A 16463-nucleotide genomic window follows, 5' to 3' on the forward strand; every position below is an offset into this window, starting at 1 on the left:
TATTAGGAATAGGCCGGGCTGCACCTGTTTGAAAACAGCCCGGCCCTTTTTATCCCTGTTGATCCAGACCGAATGCCGGATGATGAATCAGTTCGCCGCGAGGCTCATTGCCGTCGAATGGCAAGGCTTGGACGACCTCGGGTGGAACGCCAGCTACGCCCAATTCGGGGAAGGCCCGAAAGCCGAACCGGCTATAGTAGGCGGGATCGCCCACCAGTGCTGCGCCCCTGCTTGTCGCCCGCAGTCGCTTGAGTGCTTCGGCCATCAGAGCCGTGCCGATACCCTGACGATGCCTTGCAGGCAGAACAGCAAGCGGGCCGATCAGACCCCAACCATCTTGCGACCCGACCCGTGCAGCAGAGCCGGCGAGATAACCAATCACTTTGCCTTTGTCCTCGGCGACAAGCGAGAGGGTAAGTGCCCCCTCCGCTCTTAGCCTTTCAACGATGCCTGCCTCGGTTCCGGTGGATTGCGCAAGTATCTTGAGGGCTTCGGTGACGACGCGGCTAATTGCCGGTATGTCATCGATAGTTTCGTTCCGGATCAGCATGTAGTTTCCTTAGCGGTTGTCGAGTTGAGCGCGAACGGAGCGGCGACCTCTATCGGAAATCCGATAAGGGCTGGACGCTCTGGATTCGATCAGGCGCTTACGTCGGAGTTTGGCAAAGACCTCTGGCGTGCAATCGGCCAAAACATGGCCATCGCGCGTGAAGCAGAGCACGTCGATGATACGGCCGTTATCGGCCCGTTGATGGCGTATATAACCGCCTTGCGCCAGCACGTGTAAAATGCGCTGTTCGCTGCGTGAGATGTTCATGGATAAGCCTGTGTAGAGAAATCACCCGCGCAACATTCAACACCGGCAAAACTTGCCGTTGCGAACGATGCGGCTAGATGTCTCGATCAATCGAGACGATCAGCGGGTGGTCACAAGCTCCAACATCTACAATCCCTTATCTGTATGGATTGGGCAGGCGCGATGTAACGTGTGGGCCGGAGCTTCGTCAACAGCGATTCATTCGAGAGTGTCGGTTTTCGACCCATCCTATTTACCGCCGTTCGCCGCCGATCACCGCACAGAGCTAGATACTTGTTGAACCAGCCCACTTCCGGGCTCTTTTAATCGACCCCGATCCGGGGATCGACTGTCGCGTCCCCATCAAACACCGGGGCCGACATGACCACCAATCACCAAAAACCGGAAGCCATTGCGCGCGGTGCGCGCATGTTGCGCACCGCACTCGGCTCCGCCATTGCCCGGCTGCTCGAAGACCCGGCCGTGGTCGAGGTGATGTTGAACCCGGACGGCCGGTTGTGGATCGACCGCCTGTCCGAAGGGCTTTCCGATACAGGCGAGCGCCTGTCCGCAGCCGATGGCGAGCGCATCGTCAGACTGGTTGCGCACCATGTCGGCGCAGAGGTCCATGCCCGCAGCCCGCGCGTCTCGGCCGAGCTGCCGGAGAGCGGGGAGAGGTTCGAGGGCCTGTTGCCGCCTGTGGTCGCCGCCCCGACCTTCGCCATTCGTAAGCCCGCCGTCGCCGTGTTCAGCCTCGACGACTATGTGGCGGCGGGCATCATGTCCGCCGATCAGGCGGAAACGCTGCGCGAAGCCGTTGCAGCCCGCGCCAACATCCTTGTCGCGGGCGGCACCAGCACCGGCAAGACCACGCTGACCAACGCGCTGCTGGCCGAGGTGGCGAAGACTCAGGATCGCGTCGTCATCATTGAAGACACGCGCGAGCTGCAATGCGCCGCGCTCAATTTGGTCGCCATGCGGACGAAAGACGGTGTGGCGACGCTCTCCGATCTGGTTCGGTCCTCGCTGCGCCTGCGCCCGGATCGCATTCCTATCGGCGAGGTGCGCGGATCGGAAGCCCTCGACCTTCTGAAAGCTTGGGGCACCGGCCATCCGGGCGGCATCGGCACCATCCATGCCGGCACCGGCATCGGCGCGCTCCGTCGCCTTGAACAGCTCATCCAGGAGGCTGTCGTCACGGTCCCGCGCGCCCTGATCGCCGAGACTATCGACCTTATTGCCGTCCTTTCCGGGCGCGGTTCAGCGCGCCGGCTGGCCGAGCTTGCCCGCGTCGAGGGGCTGGGGCCGGACGGCGACTACCGCATCACGCATCCGATCCCTTCAGCAATCCCCACCAGCACAGGAGAATCTTCATGATCCGAACGATTTCGCGCGGCTATCGCTTTGCCGCGACCGCCGCATCCACCCTTGCCATCAGCCTTATGCTCGCACCAGCCGCCCATGCGTCCGGTTCGTCGATGCCGTGGGAAGCGCCGCTCCAGAGCATCCTCCAGTCTATTGAGGGGCCGGTCGCCAAGATCATCGCCGTCATCATCATCATCGTGACCGGCCTGACTTTGGCCTTCGGCGATACAGGCGGCGGTTTTCGCAAGCTGATCCAGATCGTGTTCGGCCTGTCCATCGCCTTCGCGGCATCGAGCTTCTTCCTGTCGTTCTTCTCGTTCGGCGGCGGGGCGCTCGTTTGATGGCGGGCGGCCTCGAACAGCTCGACGCAGTGCCGGGCTTCGCTGTTCCGGTCCACCGGGCGCTGACCGAGCATATCCTGCTCGGCGGCGCACCGCGCGCCATCGCCATCATGAACGGAACGCTGGCCGGGGCCGTTGGCCTCGGCCTGCGTCTCTGGCTGGTCGGCATCGCCATCTGGGCCATCGGCCATTTCGCGGCCGTTTGGGCCGCCAAGCGCGATCCCCTCTTTGTCGAAGTCGGGCGGCGGCATCTGCGCATCCCGGCTTTTCTGGCAGTGTGAGGACGCAGCAATGATGAACCTTGCTGAATATCGCCGCACCGCCACCCGGCTCGCCGATTATCTGCCATAGGCCGCATTGGTTGGCTCCGGCGTCGTCCTGAACAAGGACGGCAGTCTCCAGAGGACGGCGAAGTTTCGCGGTCCCGATCTGGATTCCGCTGTCGCCGCCGAGCTGGTCGCCGTCGCCGGCCGCATCAACAATGCCGTGCGTCGTCTCGGCTCCGGCTGGAGCATCTTCGTCGAAGCCGTTCGGCTTGCGGCTCCGCAATACCCCGAGAGCAAGTTCCCCGATGCTGCATCCGCATTGGTCGATGCCGAACGGAAAGCGCAGTTCGAGGAACAAGACGCTCACTTCGTGTCCCAATATTACCTGACTTTCCTTTGGCTCCCGCCTGCCGATGAGGCCGCGCGCACTGAGGCATGGCTGTACGAGGGCCGCGAGAAAACCGGCGTGGACCCGTGGGAGCTGCTGCGCGGCTTTGTCGACCGCACCGACCGCGTGCTGGCCTTGCTCGACGGCTTCATGCCGGAGTGCCATTGGATGGATGACGGCGCGACGTTGACCTATCTCCATTCCACCATCTCGACCAACCGGCATCGCGTGCGCGTGCCAGAGGTGCCGATGCACCTCGACGCGCTGCTGGCCGACCAGCCCTTGACCGGCGGGCTGGAGCCGCGCCTTGGCGACGCGCATCTGCGCGTGCTGACCATCGTGGGTTTCCCGACCGCGACGACGCCCGGCCTGCTCGACGAGATGAACCGCCTGCCGTTCCCCTACAGGTGGAGCACGCGCGCGATCCTGCTCGACAAGACAGACGCGACGCGGCTGCTGACCCGCATCCGTCGCCAATGGTTTGCCAAGCGCAAGTCCATCGCCGCGATTCTGAAAGAGGTGATGACCAACGAGGCGTCCGCGCTGGTGGACACCGATGCGGCGAACAAGGCGCTTGACGCTGACATGGCGTTGCAGGAACTCGGCGCAGACGTGGCGGGCATGGCCTACGTCACGGCGACCGTTACCGTCTGGGATGCCGACCCGCGCATTGCCGACGAGAAGCTGCGCCTGGTCGAGAAGATCGTTCAGGGCCGCGACTTCACCGCCATGCCCGAGAGCGTCAACGCGGTTGACGCATGGCTCGGCAGCCTGCCCGGACACGCCTACGCGAATGTCCGGCAGCCTCCTATCAGCACTTTGAATCTCGCCCACATGATCCCGCTTTCGGCGGTGTGGGCGGGGCCGGAACGGGACGAGCATTTCGGTGCGCCCCCTTTGCTTTTTGGAAAGACCGAAGGCTCAACCCCGTTCCGGTTGTCTTTGCATGTCGGCGACGTAGGGCACACCCTTGTCGTCGGCCCCACGGGCGCGGGCAAGAGCGTGCTGCTCGCCCTCATGGCGCTCCAGTTCCGCCGCTACGAGGCCAGCCAAGTCTTTGCCTTCGACTTCGGCGGTTCGATCCGCGCCGCGTCGCTCGCCATGGGCGGCGACTGGCACGACCTTGGCGGCGGGCTGACGGAAGGGGCCGAGGCGTCCGTCTCGCTCCAGCCGCTCGCCCGCATCCACGACACCTATGAACGGGCATGGGCGGCGGACTGGATCGCCGCCATCCTCATGCGGGAAGGCATCGCCATCACGCCCGAGGTCAAGGAGTATCTTTGGACGGCGCTGACTTCGCTGGCTTCGGCCCCGGTCGAGGAGCGCACCATCACCGGCCTTGCGGTGCTGCTGCAATCCAACGATCTGAAACAGGCGCTCCGGCCGTTCTGCGTCGGCGGTGCCTATGGCCGGCTGCTGGACGCCGAAGCCGAACATCTCGGCTCGGCCGATGTGCAAGCCTTCGAGATCGAGGGCCTTGTCGGGACCGGCGCGGCCCCGGCCGTGCTCGCCTATCTGTTCCATCGCATCGGCGACCGGCTCGACGGGCGGCCCACGCTGCTCATCATCGACGAGGGCTGGCTTGCGCTGGACGACGAGGGGTTCGCCGGCCAGCTCCGCGAATGGCTGAAGACGCTGCGCAAGAAGAACGCCAGCGTCATCTTCGCCACGCAGAGCCTGTCCGACATCGACGGCAGCAACATTGCGCCCGCGATTATCGAGAGCTGCCCGACGCGGCTCTTGCTCCCGAACGAGCGCGCCATCGAGCCGCAGATCACGGCCATCTATCGCCGCTTCGGCCTCAATGATCGGCAGATAGAAATCCTCGCACGGGCCACGCCCAAGCGCGATTATTATTGCCAGTCGCGGCGCGGCAATCGCCTGTTCGTGCTTGGCCTGTCCGAAGTTGGCCTCGCGCTCTGCGCCGCTTCCGCCAAGTCCGACCAGACGCTCATTGCGCAGATCGTCGCCGAACACGGCCGCGATGGTTTCCTCGCCGCGTGGCTACGGGTGCGCGGCGTCGATTGGGCCGCCGACCTGATCCCGAACCTCACCAATCTTGCCGACCGACCGGAATCCACCGCGCCGGCCCGGCTCCATACCCACCCCACACAGGAGATTCTTCCATGACCTATTCCAAGATCGTCGGGGCCTCGGCCCTCGCGCTGGCGCTCGCCGTGCCCGTAGCCCTCTCGCCGATGGCGGCGGCACCGGCCCACGCCCAGCTTTTCGGGCGCATCGTCTATGACCCGTCCAACTACGCGCAGAACGTGCTCACGGCCGCCCGCACGCTGGAGCAGATCAACAACCAGATCACCAGCCTCCAGAACGAAGCGCAGATGCTCATCAATCAGGCCCGCAATCTGGCGAGCCTGCCGTATTCCTCGCTCCAGTCGCTCCAGCAGAACGTCCAGCGCACGCAACAGCTTCTCGGCCAAGCGCAGAACATCGCGTTCGAGGTCGGCCAGATCGACCAGGCGTTTCAGCAGCAATACGGCAATGTCTCGCTTTCGGCGACCGACGCCCAGCTTGTCGCCGATGCACGCAGCCGATGGGAGAACACGGTCGGCGGCTTGCAGGACGCGATGCGCGTGCAGGCGGGTGCAGTCGGCAACATAGACAGTAACCGCGCCGAGATGGCTGCGCTGGTCGGCCAGAGTCAGGGTGCAACCGGGGCATTACAGGCGACGCAGGCCGGCAACCAGCTCCTTGCCCTCCAGTCGCAGCAGCTTTCCGACCTGATCGCGGTCATCTCTGCAAACGGCCGTGCCGACGCGCTGACGGAGGCGGAGCGTGCGACCGCCGCCGAACAGGGCCGCATCCAGCGTGAGCGGTTCCTGACGCCCGGCACCGGCTACCAGCCAGGCAACGCGCAGATGTTCAACGGCAACAACTGACGGGAGGCTCGCCATGGACGGCAAGATGCTGGCGCGGCTCGGGGCCGTTGTGTTCATCGCCATCGCCGTCACGGCGACCGCAATCGACATGGCGCGGAAGGACGAGCCTTCCGCGCCACGACCCGCATCGGCCCTCCAGCCGCCCGCCGATCCGCTGCGCGAAACCTTGCGTCGGTGCCAGCATCTCGGCGAGGCGGCGGCGAACGACGCCGATTGCCTCGCCGCATGGGCCGAATCCCGCGACCGCTTCCTCGGCCGTGACCGCAGCGAGGCGCGCTGACCATGGGCAACAAGGGTGTCATCGACAATTTCCTCGGGGTCTTCACCTCCTACATCGACAGCGGGTTCGGCCTGCTTGGCGGCGAGGTTGCCTTCATCGCCACGACGCTGATCGTTATCGACGTGACGCTCGCCGCGCTGTTTTGGGCATGGGGCGCAGATGATGATGTGGTTGCGCGGCTGGTGAAGAAGACCCTGTCCATCGGGGTGTTCGCCTACATCATCAGCAACTGGAACAACCTCGCCCGGATCGTCTTCGACAGCTTCGCAGGTCTCGGCCTGATGGCGTCAGGCACCGGGTTTTCCGTCGAAGACCTGATGCGGCCGGGTCGCGTGGCGCAGACCGGCCTCGACGCCGGACGCCCGCTGCTCGATTCCATTTCAGACCTGATGGGCTGGATCGCGTTCTTCGAGAACTTCATCCAGATCGCGTGCCTGCTGTTTGCATGGGCGCTGGTCGTGCTGGCGTTTTTTATTTTGGCGATCCAGCTTTTCGTGACGCTGATCGAGTTCAAGCTGACCACGCTCGCCGGCTTCGTCCTGATCCCCTTCGGCCTGTTCGGCAAGACCGCCTTCATGGCCGAGAAGGTCTTGGGCAACGTGGTGTCGTCCGGCATCAAGGTTCTGGTGCTCGCCGTCATCATTGGCATCGGCAGCACTTTGTTCAGCCAATTCACGGCCGGTTTCGGCGGGGCGACCCCGACCATCGACGACGCCATGGCGATTGTGCTCGCCGCGCTGTCGCTGCTCGGCCTCGGCATCTTCGGTCCCGGCATCGCCAACGGCGTCGTATCGGGCGGGCCGCAGCTCGGCGCGGGAGCGGCCGTTGGCACGGGCCTCGCCGCTGGCGGCATGGTGCTTGCCGGCGGCGCGGCGGCTGGCGGCGGGGCCATGCTTGCGGCGAAGGGCGGCGCTGCTGCCCTGTCCGGCGGGGCCGCGGCCGTTCGGGGCGGAGCGACCGCCGCGGGCGCGGCGACCGCTGCCTATAGCGTCGGCGCGCTCGGCCAGTCCGGCGCGGCGGGCGTTGCCTCCGGCCTCGGCGGTGTCGCCCGAGCGGCAGGCTCGGCCACCGTCTCGCCGCTCAAACGCGCAGCCTCCAGCGCAACATCCCAAGCAAGCGAAAGCATCAAATCCAGCTTCTCCGCTGGCGCAAAGGCCGGTTTCGGCGTGACGGGCGGCAGCTCCACGATGGGCACGGTCGGCGGCGCAAGCGCCGAACCCGCAGCCGCGCCATCCAACCCGGCCGGCGGCCCTCCGGCTTGGGCACAGCGGATGCAGCGCCGGCAGGCCCTCAACCACGGCACCACCATGACCGCCCATGCCGTCCGCTCCGGCGACAGCCACGGCTCCGGTTCCTCCGTCAACCTTTCCGAAAGTGACCGCTCATGAGCATCTTCAAACGACCAGCAACCCACTACGGCAAAACGCCGGAACCCGAAACGCCCTATCAGAAGGCCGCACAGGCATGGGACGAGCGTATCGGCTCGGCCCGCGTGCAGGCGAAGAACTGGCGGCTCATGGCCTTCGGTTCCCTGATCCTGTCTGCCGGCTTCGCCTCGGCGCTGGTCTGGCAGTCGGCGCGCGGGACCGTGGTGCCGTGGGTTGTTCAGGTGGACAATCTCGGTCAGGCGCAGACCGTTGCGCCGGCAAACGCAGACTATCGGCCGACCGATCCGCAGATCGCTTTCCATCTCGGTCGCTTCATTGAGCAGGTCCGCGCGATCCCGGCCGACGCGATCATTGTCCGCCAGAACTGGCTTCGGGCGTATGAGTGGACCACGGATCGCGGCGCGGCGGCGTTGAACGACTACGCAAGGGCGAACGATCCCTTCACGCGCGTCGGTCGGCAGCAGGTCGCCGTCGAGGTCTCGAGCGTCATCCGGGCGTCTCCCAACAGCTTCCGCGTGGCGTGGACGGAAAGGCATTTCGAGAACGGCCAGCTTTCCACCACGGAACGCTGGACGGCCATCCTCACCATCGTCATCCAGCCGCCGCGCGACGCCGAACGCCTGCGCGCCAATCCGCTGGGAATCTACGTCAACGCGATTTCGTGGTCGCGGGAGATGAGCCAATGAGGACGATCACCCGCACCCCGACAATCGCGGTCATGCTGCTTTCGGCTACCATGCTGGCCGGCTGCGCCACCAACCGGACGCCGCAATTCAGCTACGACGACAGCGTGCCGCCGTTGCCGACCGTGCAGGCGGCCGTCACCAACGACACGCCCCGGCCGCTGCATGTGCCCCCGGCATGGACCGTGGCGCGCGGCGGCACCGCCGCCGGCACGCCGACCGGCCGCGTCGAGAACGCCAACGCAGCCGCCCGCGTCGAGCCACGCCGGGAAGGCTACTACAACGCCATCCAGATTTATCCGTGGTCCGAAGGCGCGCTCTATCAGGTCTATGCCGCAGTCGGGCAGATCACGACCATTGCGCTGGAGCCGGGCGAAAGCCTGACAGGCGCAGGGCCGATTGCGGCGGGCGACACCGCCCGCTGGATCATTGGCGATACCGAGAGCGTTAGCGGTGCGAACCGCCGTGTCCATATCCTCGTGAAACCCACGCGACCGGACATTTCCACCAACCTTGTCGTCACCACCGACCGGCGCACATACATGCTCGAGCTGCGCGCGCGGGAATCGCTCTACATGCCCGCCGTGGCATGGGCCTATCCCGCACCGCCTGCCGGCCAGCGCCAGACGGTCCCGGCCGCGCCGATCATTCCGGCCGAGGCGGCGCGGAACTATCGCTACGCCTTGCAGATGCAGGGCAACAGCCCGCCGTGGCGGCCGGTTTCGGTCTTCGACGATGGCAGGCGCGTCTATGTCGTCTTCCCGGCCGGGATCGTGCAGGGCGAGATGCCGCCGATCTTCGTCCTTGGCGCGGACGGCGAGCCTCAGATCGTCAACAGCCGTATCCACCAGAACATCTTGATCGTGGACCGCCTGTTCGGCGCGGCCGAACTGCGCCTTGGCAGCGGCGACCGCCAGCAGACGGTCAGGATCGTCCGCATCAACCCGACGCAGGCCGCCGCCGCGCAGCCCGCCAGCGCGACCGGAGACTCCCCGTCATGACAGACAACACCAGCACCGATACCGCCGCGCCGATGCGGCTGCGCGCCGAGCCGCCCCGCGTCACCCGCCTGTCCCGCAAGATGCTGGCAGGCGTCGGAGCTGTCGCGCTTCTCGGCATCGGCGGGGCGCTGATCTACGCGCTCCAGACCCGCGATGCTGGACCGGGAGGCGAAGAACTCTATTCGACCGACAATCGGCCCACGGCAGACGGATTGTCCGGCCTGCCGCGCGACTATACTGGCCCTGTCTTGGGGCCGGCTTTGCCGGGCGACCTCGGCCGGCCGATCCTCGACGCGCAGACAAGGGGCCAGCCGGTCGCACCGCCCGTCATGACGACGCCCGCTGTCGATCCCGAGGAACAGCGCCGTCTCGCCGAGGAAGAAGCCGCCCGCTTGAGCAACGTGTTTTTCCAGTCCGGCCCGCGCACGGGAGCGCCAGCAGGAACGGCAATGCCCGGCCTCGCTGGCCTTGGCCTCGGCGGGCAGCCCGCGACACAGGATCGCCACGCGGCGTTTCTCAACGGACCCGTGGACCGGCAGACCGTCGCCCCGGATCGCGTCACGCCGCCGGCATCGCCTTATATGCTTCAGGCCGGGGCCGTGATCCCGGCCGCGCTCATCACCGGCATCCGTTCCGACCTACCGGGCCAGATCACCGCACAGGTGACTGAAAACGTCTATGACAGTCCGACCGGCTCGCTACTCCTGATCCCGCAGGGCACGCGCATCATCGGCCAATACGATGATGGCGTGACCTTCGGCCAGCGCCGCGTGCTGCTGGTCTGGAACCGCCTGATCTTGCCGGGCGGCCGTTCCATCGTTCTGGAGCGCCTGCCGGGCGCGGACGCCAGCGGCTATGCCGGGCTGGAAGACGGGGTTGATTACCACTGGTGGGATCTGATGAAGGCGGCGGGGCTGTCCACGCTGCTCGCGGTCGGCACGGAGCTGGCGACCAGCGACGAGGACCGACTGATCCGCGCTATCCGCGACGGGGCGCAGGATACCGTCAATCAGGCAGGCCAGCAGATCGTCCAGCGCCAGTTGCAGGTCGCGCCGACGCTCACCATCCGGCCGGGCTTCCCGGTCAGGATCATCGTCACCCGCGATCTTGTCTTCGAGCTGGCAGGAGGTTGACCATGACAAAGCTGAAACTAGGCCCGCTGCCCGACGACAAGCCCGTCAAGGTGACGGTGGAGCTTCCCGCGCCGCTTCACCGCGATCTGGTCGCCTATGCCGAGGTGCTGGCCCGCGAGAGCGGCCAGCCTGCCGCCGATCCCGTCAGGCTGATCGTGCCCATGCTGGAGCGGTTCATCGCCACGGATCGCGGTTTCGCCAAGGCACGGCGAACCGCAAGCTAAGCCCCATCCCGGCAGGGGTGCTGCCAGCGCATAGGTGCAAATGCGGCACGCTACAGGCCGCCGACTGCCCTCCATGGTTCGCCTAATTCCGGGGCCTGTAGCGCCCCGGAATCCACCAGAACCAAGGAGGATTCCATGCGCGCAGAGCGACGCCGCGCCCGCAAAGGGCGACCGCGACACCCGGTCCCCGAAGCACTTCCCGACGATCTTTTCGATTACGCCGACGAACCCGCGCCAGACGGCCGGACGCGAGCGGACGACACGCCGCTTCTAGCCCCGGACGGGCAAAGGATGCGCGTCACCGACGATTGGCCGGAGGACATTCCTGTCACCGAGGCCGAGATCGACGTGTTCGAGCGTTGGTTCGGCGATGTGTTCGACGAACTCCTGAACCCGAAAAAGCAGGGTGACGGCTTGCAATTCCTATCACAAGCTGATAGGAAAAAGATGTGAGCGGGCATCGTGATCCCGGCCTCGACACGCTTCTGGACCTCGACGGACAGATGCTTTTTGTCGATCCCGAGGGCGGCCATTGGGTGAAGTTCGTCGTCACCCGCGTTCCGGTCTCGCCGGAAAAGCCGCACGGCCTCGATTATTCGCTCACGCTTCACGGGCCTTCGGGCGAACGGCTGGTCGGCTTCGACAATGCCCATCCGGTCGGCCGAGGCAGACGCGGCGAGCCGATGGACCATCGGCACCGCCTCCAAACCGTGAAGCCTTACGCCTACGAGGATGCGGCCACGCTTCTGGCCGACTTCTGGCAGGCGGTGGACGCGGTGTTGAAGGAGCGAGGTGCCCTATGACCACATTGAAAGTCGGGATTGCCGACTACCAAGAAATGAAGGCCCGCACCATGCGGATTGCCAAGGGCGAGGAAAAGCCCGCACCCGGCGATCCGAAGGTATGGTTCACCTCGACCGAATCCTTCGCCAAGGTGCTGTCGGCCGGCAACCGCGAACTGCTGCGGATCATCGCCGAGAAGGCCCCGGCATCACTGGAGGAACTGGCAGAAATTACCGGCCGGGCCGGCTCCAATCTGTCACGCACCCTGAAAACCATGGAGAGCTACGGCCTTGTGCGGCTTGAGCCGGGTCATGGCCGCAAGCTCGCGCCCAAGGTGGTCCATGACCGGGTGGAGCTGGCGCTGCCCTTGATCGACCGCCCCCAGGCGAAGAAGGCTATGGGAGACCGGCCATGAACATGCACAGCCCAGCCGTTACCGCCCGCGCCGCCCTCTACCTGCGCGTCTCGACTGCCCGGCAAGCCGAACATGACATTTCCATACCCGACCAGAAGCGGCAGGGTGAAGCCTATTGCGAGCAACGCGGCTATCAGCTTGTTGAGACTTATGTGGAACCGGGCGCAACCGCCACCAACGACAAGCGCCCCGAGTTCCAGCGCATGATCGAGGCCGGCACGTCCAAGCCCGCGCCCTTCGATATTGTCGTGGTCCATTCGTTCAGCCGGTTCTTCCGCGATCACTTCGAGATGGAGTTCTACGTCAGGAAGCTGGCGAAAAACGGCGTCAAGCTGGTGTCGATCACGCAAGAGATGGGCGACGATCCCATGCACCAGATGATGCGGCAGATCATGGCGCTGTTCGACGAATATCAGTCGAAGGAGAACGCCAAGCACGTCCTGCGCGCCATGAACGAGAACGCCCGGCAAGGCTTCTGGAACGGCGCACGGCCCCCTATTGGTTACCGCATCGTCGCGGCCGAGCAGCGGGGAGCAAAGATCAAGAAGAAGCTGGAGATCGACCCGCTGCACGCCGACACCGTGCGGCTGATCTATCGGCTCTATCTCGAAGGTGATGGCACATCCGGCACAATGGGCGTCAAGGCTATTGCCACTTATCTCAACGAGCGCGGTTTCTTCACCCGTGACGGTGGCAAATGGGGTCTGGCGCAAATCCACGCTATCCTGACCCGGACCACTTACATCGGCGAACACAGGTTCAACACGCGCTCGCATAAAAACCGGGAGAAGAAGCCGGAGAGCGAGGTCGCCATCATGGCAGTGCCGCCCTTGATCGACCGCGAGATTTTCGACGCTGTGCAAGCGCGTTTGAAGTCGCGCGATCCTTTGGTGACGCCCGCCCGAGTATCCAGCGGCCCCACTCTGCTGACAGGCATTTGCTTCTGCGCCAAGTGCGGAGGTGCCATGACGCTACGCACTGGAAAGGGAAGCGCTGGGCAGACATACCGATACTACACCTGCTCGACCAAGGCTCGGCAGGGAAAGACCGGCTGCAAGGGTCGAGCGATTCCGATGGGCAAGCTGGATCATCTCGTCGCCGATCATATTGGAGATCGCTTGCTTCAGCCCAAGCGGCTGGAAACCATCCTTTCCAGCGTCATCGACAGGCGTCAGGAACGTGTCGAGCGTCGCCGAGCGCATCTGGCTGAGCTTAACAGACGAATCACAGAGACTGACCAACGGATCGGCCGTCTGTTTGATGCCATCGAAGGTGGATTGATCGACAAGGACGACGCCATGTCGAAAGAACGCCTGGCGAGCCTCAAGGCATTACGGAATCAAGCCGTAGCTGATGCCGAGCGCACGCAACTCGCGCTAAACAGTTCAGGCGATCAGGGTGTCACCCCTGACATGCTCAAGGCATTCGCCTGTAAGGCGCGTGAACGGATACGGCTCGACAATGGCGGATATCATCGCGACCACCTGCGTGCCCTGGCTCAGCGTGTCGAGGTCGCCGACGACGAGGTTCGCATCATGGGATCGAAGTCAGAATTGCTGAGAACACTGGTAGCCGCTTCTAGCGTAGAAACGGCGGCGTTCGGCGTTCAGAGTTCTGTACTGAAATGGCGCACCCGACAGGATTCGAACCTGTGACCTCTGCCTTCGGAGGGCAGCACTCTATCCAGCTGAGCTACGGGTGCATCGCCGGGAGGCACAATAGCCTCATTTGAGGCGTTTCTAGCTGATGAGTGACGTCGCTTCAATGGGGCTAAAGTTAAATTATTCCATAATATGTGTGAATTTTACAGCAGAAGGTCGAAAATTCGAAAAACGGCGGTCGAAACCTAGGAAAACTGTTATGAATAATAATGTTTAGGTAAAGCGGATTAAAATTGAGCCTCCATCGTGCCGGTTGAATTGGAAGCACCAGATTTGATAACGAAAATGTAGGAATGGTAGTAAATTTATTGTTTTTAGTGCTGGTCTGAGAACCGAATAACCAGATAAGTGCAGCGGTGGAAAGGACAGGGAGAATCTAAGGCTAGACCATTACAACAGCAGACGCACACATAAAGAATAGAAGTGCTGTAAAATAACACTTTAAGAGAAAGTGATAGATAGTAGAAAAATGGCCGGAAATTTCATATATTGGATTTAATCTGATATGCAGCGCCGCAAAGCAGCAAACCACTAGATCAAAAGAGAAACACTACATTGAAATCGGCCATTTAGCTTGTCTAAGGTATTATTTTTCCAAGTCGATTGAATGCCACATGGGCATATCCCTCGCATAAACCAGTTGATGAGTCCCAAAAATCAGAGGCATCAAGCGAACCCAAATCTATCAATTTAATCAACTGCTCGCGGTCTTTATTGAGTTCTGGATGGTTTAGATTTAAGATTTCAATAATTGCTGTAGATCCAGCGCATTTACCGCTAAGATTTCCATTTAAATGAAAAATAAATGCCTGAGTGCAATTTTCATAAATTGGTTCTATATGTGTCGCTTCATCAAACCAATCACCTTTCTGTGTTCCGCAAGTTTGGGAAACTCCCCCAGTTGGGCCTTCTTGGCCACAACTTAAGTATAAATTGCCGTAATCAACGGAAAGATGCGGATACGCCCCCTGAGGCCTGAAGTGCTCTATATGATAAGTTTTCCCAGGTCGTGACATATCTAGTCTTTGACCGCAGTATACACAAAGACCTCGTTGTGCCCTATGCAATGCATTAACTACCTCTTTACGAACATCATTTTCGTTAAAGGGATAGCTAGGCTTCCATTCTTCATTTTCTTTGGCCACCCATTCCAGATAAATCTCCGGAGGTGACCCTTTACGAGCCCCCTTCATTTTTGTTCTCGCAACTCCCTGATTCTTTTTTTCAAGATTAACAGGTCACTTGGCATACCTTCGATAATATTTTGAATCTTAGCAAATAACGACTCCGCTTTGTCTAAATCAGCACGCTCGATGGAGTTATTAAAATCGTAGATCAGCTTATCTACTTCTGGTAAGCGTTCTTTGGCTTCGAAAACGCCTTCCAATAAATAATTACTACTTCTTCCGCGAGTGCTTTTGGGCGTGTCCAACGTTATATCGCCATTATCCGAACGGCGCACATTCCTTACGTTCAAGCTTTCTATTGCGGATATTACCTGTGGTGAGTGGGTGGTAATAATAAACTGGCACGAGCTAAAAACTTCCTGAATAGTCTGTATGATTTCACTCTGCCAAGCAGGATGCAGGTTTAACTCTATCTCATCAATGAGAACTATACCCGGAATGCTAGATAAGTCTTTTTCTGGCGCGGACAACTGCAAACGTCGCGCAAGATCGGCGAGTAATATAATGTAAGAACGTTCACCACTTGAGAGCTTTGAAACATGCACGCTGGAGCCGTTGTTTTTTCTGAAGTAAAGACCCTGTGGACGCAAGCTCGCTGAATAGAATATTTCTTTAAATCCCTCTATTCTTCGCACAAGGTTTCTTATTGCTTCTAGTTGTGGGTCTCTGAAATCGTGATGGCCATTGTCGCGCACAGTGCGTGCTTCTTGTGCATCCCTTTGGTCCCACCACTCTTCTAAGCTGGAAATTACCCTTAAGTTTCCGTCCAAGGAATCTTCGGAAAGTGCACTAGTTTTTGAGCTCTTAAAACTTTCAAATGAGCGACTTTGGGAGTAATAAATAAAAAGTGGCTTGTGGAACTTACCGTTGTATCCGTTGATTTCATTCACTAATGATGCAAAGTTATCGTTAGCAATTACTTTGTTGGAGTGGCAACGTATTCGCGTTGTGATTTCTCCAAAAATATTATTTGTTGGTGATTTCATTATTAAATCGATCAAGCTAAAATCCTGATTGCTGGTTATATCACCTGAATCAATTCGTTCTGATCTTGAAATCTGTCTTGTTTTATTGGAATACTCCCATGCATTTTGAAACCTCTGAAGAGCAATGGCAATTGCGTCTAATATAGAAGTTTTTCCCGATCCATTCTTTCCAATCAAAACTGTGATCTTGCTGTTTATATCAACCTTCGCAAATTTGATGCAGCGAAAATTTTCGATGATCACACTCTGAACTTCAAGTTCGGAGAAATTTTGTATCGGCATATTAGACTCCATGCGGGACTTCTGCAGCAAATTTTGTTCTGGACTTACGCCTTTTACGTCCTTGCCGTGTGCACATATTATGAGGCTTTTTTCTCGAATACTATAGGATTTTTCCAGCTGGTTTTAAAAGCGCTGCATATTAGAAAGTAAACCATTTTGGGTATACAAAAGACTCCATACTTTGGAGCAATTAATGAAAATCATAAATAAAAATAATTTATATTACTGATGAATGTTTTCTATTCAAACACATCTAAATGGCTTTAGTTAACATGCCAGCTCAGCAAGATCATCTTTTTAGAGTATTTCCTAAGAGCCTGTTCCAAAAAGGGTTGAGCGATTTCAGTGGGTTATGATTCAATCGGGTTTCTGACATACGATGGAGAT

The 16463-nt window shown here is 60.7% G+C and carries 18 protein-coding genes, 1 tRNA gene and 1 pseudogene; 15 read left to right on the top strand and 5 right to left on the bottom strand.

Annotated elements, in window-relative coordinates; all coding sequences use genetic code 11:
• Positions 1-49 precede the first annotated feature (49 nt).
• Positions 50-550, bottom strand: coding sequence for a GNAT family N-acetyltransferase (locus FHY56_RS08280; protein ID WP_140904687.1), 501 nt, complete (start codon positions 548-550; stop codon positions 50-52).
• 9 nt (positions 551-559) lie between these two features.
• Positions 560-817, bottom strand: a complete 258-nt coding sequence (locus FHY56_RS08285) for a YjhX family toxin (RefSeq protein WP_140904688.1) — start codon at positions 815-817, stop codon at positions 560-562.
• A 360-nt stretch (positions 818-1177) separates the two neighbouring features.
• On the opposite strand from FHY56_RS08285, the gene trbB reads away from it, so the two are divergent.
• The 15 genes and pseudogenes from trbB to FHY56_RS08360 all read left to right on the top strand — a co-directional run bounded on the left by trbB (position 1178) and on the right by FHY56_RS08360 (position 13615).
• A complete protein-coding gene (trbB, locus tag FHY56_RS08290) occupies positions 1178-2173 on the top strand; it encodes a P-type conjugative transfer ATPase TrbB (RefSeq protein ID WP_140904689.1) in 996 nt (331 codons plus the stop codon).
• Positions 2170-2502, top strand: a complete 333-nt coding sequence (locus FHY56_RS08295) for a TrbC/VirB2 family type IV secretion system protein (RefSeq protein ID WP_140904690.1) — start codon at positions 2170-2172, stop codon at positions 2500-2502. The genes trbB and FHY56_RS08295 overlap by 4 nt, the downstream gene beginning before the upstream one ends.
• Positions 2502-2783, top strand: a complete 282-nt coding sequence (locus FHY56_RS08300) for a VirB3 family type IV secretion system protein (protein WP_140904691.1) — start codon at positions 2502-2504, stop codon at positions 2781-2783. The genes FHY56_RS08295 and FHY56_RS08300 overlap by 1 nt, the downstream gene beginning before the upstream one ends.
• 10 nt (positions 2784-2793) lie before the next feature.
• Positions 2794-5286 (top strand): annotated as a pseudogene (trbE, locus tag FHY56_RS08305) (conjugal transfer protein TrbE).
• Entirely contained in the window at positions 5283-6053 is a 771-nt protein-coding gene (gene trbJ, locus FHY56_RS08310) for a P-type conjugative transfer protein TrbJ (protein WP_140904692.1), read from the top strand. Before trbE ends, trbJ begins: the two are co-directional and overlap by 4 nt.
• 13 nt (positions 6054-6066) lie before the next feature.
• Positions 6067-6333, top strand: a complete 267-nt coding sequence (gene trbK-alt, locus FHY56_RS08315) for a putative entry exclusion protein TrbK-alt (RefSeq protein ID WP_140904693.1) — start codon at positions 6067-6069, stop codon at positions 6331-6333.
• A 2-nt stretch (positions 6334-6335) separates the two neighbouring features.
• Positions 6336-7721, top strand: coding sequence for a P-type conjugative transfer protein TrbL (gene trbL / locus FHY56_RS08320; protein ID WP_140904694.1), 1386 nt, complete (start codon positions 6336-6338; stop codon positions 7719-7721).
• Entirely contained in the window at positions 7718-8407 is a 690-nt protein-coding gene (gene trbF, locus FHY56_RS08325) for a conjugal transfer protein TrbF (RefSeq protein WP_140904695.1), read from the top strand. The genes trbL and trbF overlap by 4 nt, the downstream gene beginning before the upstream one ends.
• A complete protein-coding gene (gene trbG / locus FHY56_RS08330; protein WP_140904696.1) occupies positions 8404-9405 on the top strand; it encodes a P-type conjugative transfer protein TrbG in 1002 nt (333 codons plus the stop codon). The genes trbF and trbG overlap by 4 nt, the downstream gene beginning before the upstream one ends.
• Positions 9402-10538 carry a TraB/TrbI/VirB10 family type IV secretion system protein gene (locus FHY56_RS08335; RefSeq protein ID WP_140904697.1) on the top strand — a complete coding sequence of 379 codons (1137 nt, stop codon included), beginning with the start codon at positions 9402-9404 and terminating at the stop codon, positions 10536-10538. Before trbG ends, FHY56_RS08335 begins: the two co-directional genes overlap by 4 nt.
• Positions 10539-10540: 2 nt before the next feature.
• Positions 10541-10762 carry a DUF2274 domain-containing protein gene (locus FHY56_RS08340; RefSeq protein ID WP_126001248.1) on the top strand — a complete coding sequence of 74 codons (222 nt, stop codon included), beginning with the start codon at positions 10541-10543 and terminating at the stop codon, positions 10760-10762.
• Positions 10763-10897: 135 nt separating this feature from the next.
• On the top strand, positions 10898-11215 hold the full coding sequence (locus tag FHY56_RS08345; RefSeq protein ID WP_140904698.1) for a hypothetical protein: 318 nt from the start codon (positions 10898-10900) through the stop codon (positions 11213-11215).
• Positions 11212-11565: a toxin-antitoxin system TumE family protein gene (locus tag FHY56_RS08350; RefSeq protein ID WP_140904699.1), complete on the top strand. Its 354-nt coding sequence runs from the start codon at positions 11212-11214 to the stop codon at positions 11563-11565. Before FHY56_RS08345 ends, FHY56_RS08350 begins: the two co-directional genes overlap by 4 nt.
• Positions 11562-11960: an HVO_A0114 family putative DNA-binding protein gene (locus FHY56_RS08355; protein WP_140904700.1), complete on the top strand. Its 399-nt coding sequence runs from the start codon at positions 11562-11564 to the stop codon at positions 11958-11960. The genes FHY56_RS08350 and FHY56_RS08355 overlap by 4 nt, the downstream gene beginning before the upstream one ends.
• A complete protein-coding gene (locus FHY56_RS08360; protein ID WP_140904701.1) occupies positions 11957-13615 on the top strand; it encodes a recombinase family protein in 1659 nt (552 codons plus the stop codon). Before FHY56_RS08355 ends, FHY56_RS08360 begins: the two co-directional genes overlap by 4 nt.
• On the opposite strand, the gene FHY56_RS08365 is transcribed toward FHY56_RS08360, so the two are convergent.
• The 3 genes from FHY56_RS08365 to FHY56_RS08375 form a co-directional block, all read right to left on the bottom strand.
• Positions 13586-13662 (bottom strand) — tRNA-Arg (locus FHY56_RS08365). The two genes, FHY56_RS08360 and FHY56_RS08365, sit on opposite strands and share 30 nt — an antisense overlap.
• 537 nt (positions 13663-14199) lie before the next feature.
• A complete protein-coding gene (locus FHY56_RS08370) occupies positions 14200-14814 on the bottom strand; it encodes a retron system putative HNH endonuclease (protein WP_140904702.1) in 615 nt (204 codons plus the stop codon).
• On the bottom strand, positions 14811-16076 hold the full coding sequence (locus tag FHY56_RS08375; RefSeq protein WP_158447741.1) for an AAA family ATPase: 1266 nt from the start codon (positions 16074-16076) through the stop codon (positions 14811-14813). Before FHY56_RS08375 ends, FHY56_RS08370 begins: the two co-directional genes overlap by 4 nt.
• Positions 16077-16463 lie beyond the last annotated feature (387 nt).

The sequence above is a fragment of the Brucella gallinifaecis genome (genome assembly GCF_006476605.1).
Classification (GTDB): domain Bacteria; phylum Pseudomonadota; class Alphaproteobacteria; order Rhizobiales; family Rhizobiaceae; genus Brucella; species Brucella gallinifaecis.

Coding starts and splice junctions, on each gene's coding strand:
- FHY56_RS08280 (WP_140904687.1), bottom strand. CDS start 550: ATGCTGATCCGGAACGAAACTATCGATGACATACCGGCAATTAGCCGC.
- FHY56_RS08285 (WP_140904688.1), bottom strand. CDS start 817: ATGAACATCTCACGCAGCGAACAGCGCATTTTACACGTGCTGGCGCAA.
- trbB (WP_140904689.1), top strand. CDS start 1,178: ATGACCACCAATCACCAAAAACCGGAAGCCATTGCGCGCGGTGCGCGC.
- FHY56_RS08295 (WP_140904690.1), top strand. CDS start 2,170: ATGATCCGAACGATTTCGCGCGGCTATCGCTTTGCCGCGACCGCCGCA.
- FHY56_RS08300 (WP_140904691.1), top strand. CDS start 2,502: ATGGCGGGCGGCCTCGAACAGCTCGACGCAGTGCCGGGCTTCGCTGTT.
- trbJ (WP_140904692.1), top strand. CDS start 5,283: ATGACCTATTCCAAGATCGTCGGGGCCTCGGCCCTCGCGCTGGCGCTC.
- trbK-alt (WP_140904693.1), top strand. CDS start 6,067: ATGGACGGCAAGATGCTGGCGCGGCTCGGGGCCGTTGTGTTCATCGCC.
- trbL (WP_140904694.1), top strand. CDS start 6,336: ATGGGCAACAAGGGTGTCATCGACAATTTCCTCGGGGTCTTCACCTCC.
- trbF (WP_140904695.1), top strand. CDS start 7,718: ATGAGCATCTTCAAACGACCAGCAACCCACTACGGCAAAACGCCGGAA.
- trbG (WP_140904696.1), top strand. CDS start 8,404: ATGAGGACGATCACCCGCACCCCGACAATCGCGGTCATGCTGCTTTCG.
- FHY56_RS08335 (WP_140904697.1), top strand. CDS start 9,402: ATGACAGACAACACCAGCACCGATACCGCCGCGCCGATGCGGCTGCGC.
- FHY56_RS08340 (WP_126001248.1), top strand. CDS start 10,541: ATGACAAAGCTGAAACTAGGCCCGCTGCCCGACGACAAGCCCGTCAAG.
- FHY56_RS08345 (WP_140904698.1), top strand. CDS start 10,898: ATGCGCGCAGAGCGACGCCGCGCCCGCAAAGGGCGACCGCGACACCCG.
- FHY56_RS08355 (WP_140904700.1), top strand. CDS start 11,562: ATGACCACATTGAAAGTCGGGATTGCCGACTACCAAGAAATGAAGGCC.
- FHY56_RS08360 (WP_140904701.1), top strand. CDS start 11,957: ATGAACATGCACAGCCCAGCCGTTACCGCCCGCGCCGCCCTCTACCTG.
- FHY56_RS08370 (WP_140904702.1), bottom strand. CDS start 14,814: ATGAAGGGGGCTCGTAAAGGGTCACCTCCGGAGATTTATCTGGAATGG.
- FHY56_RS08375 (WP_158447741.1), bottom strand. CDS start 16,076: ATGCCGATACAAAATTTCTCCGAACTTGAAGTTCAGAGTGTGATCATC.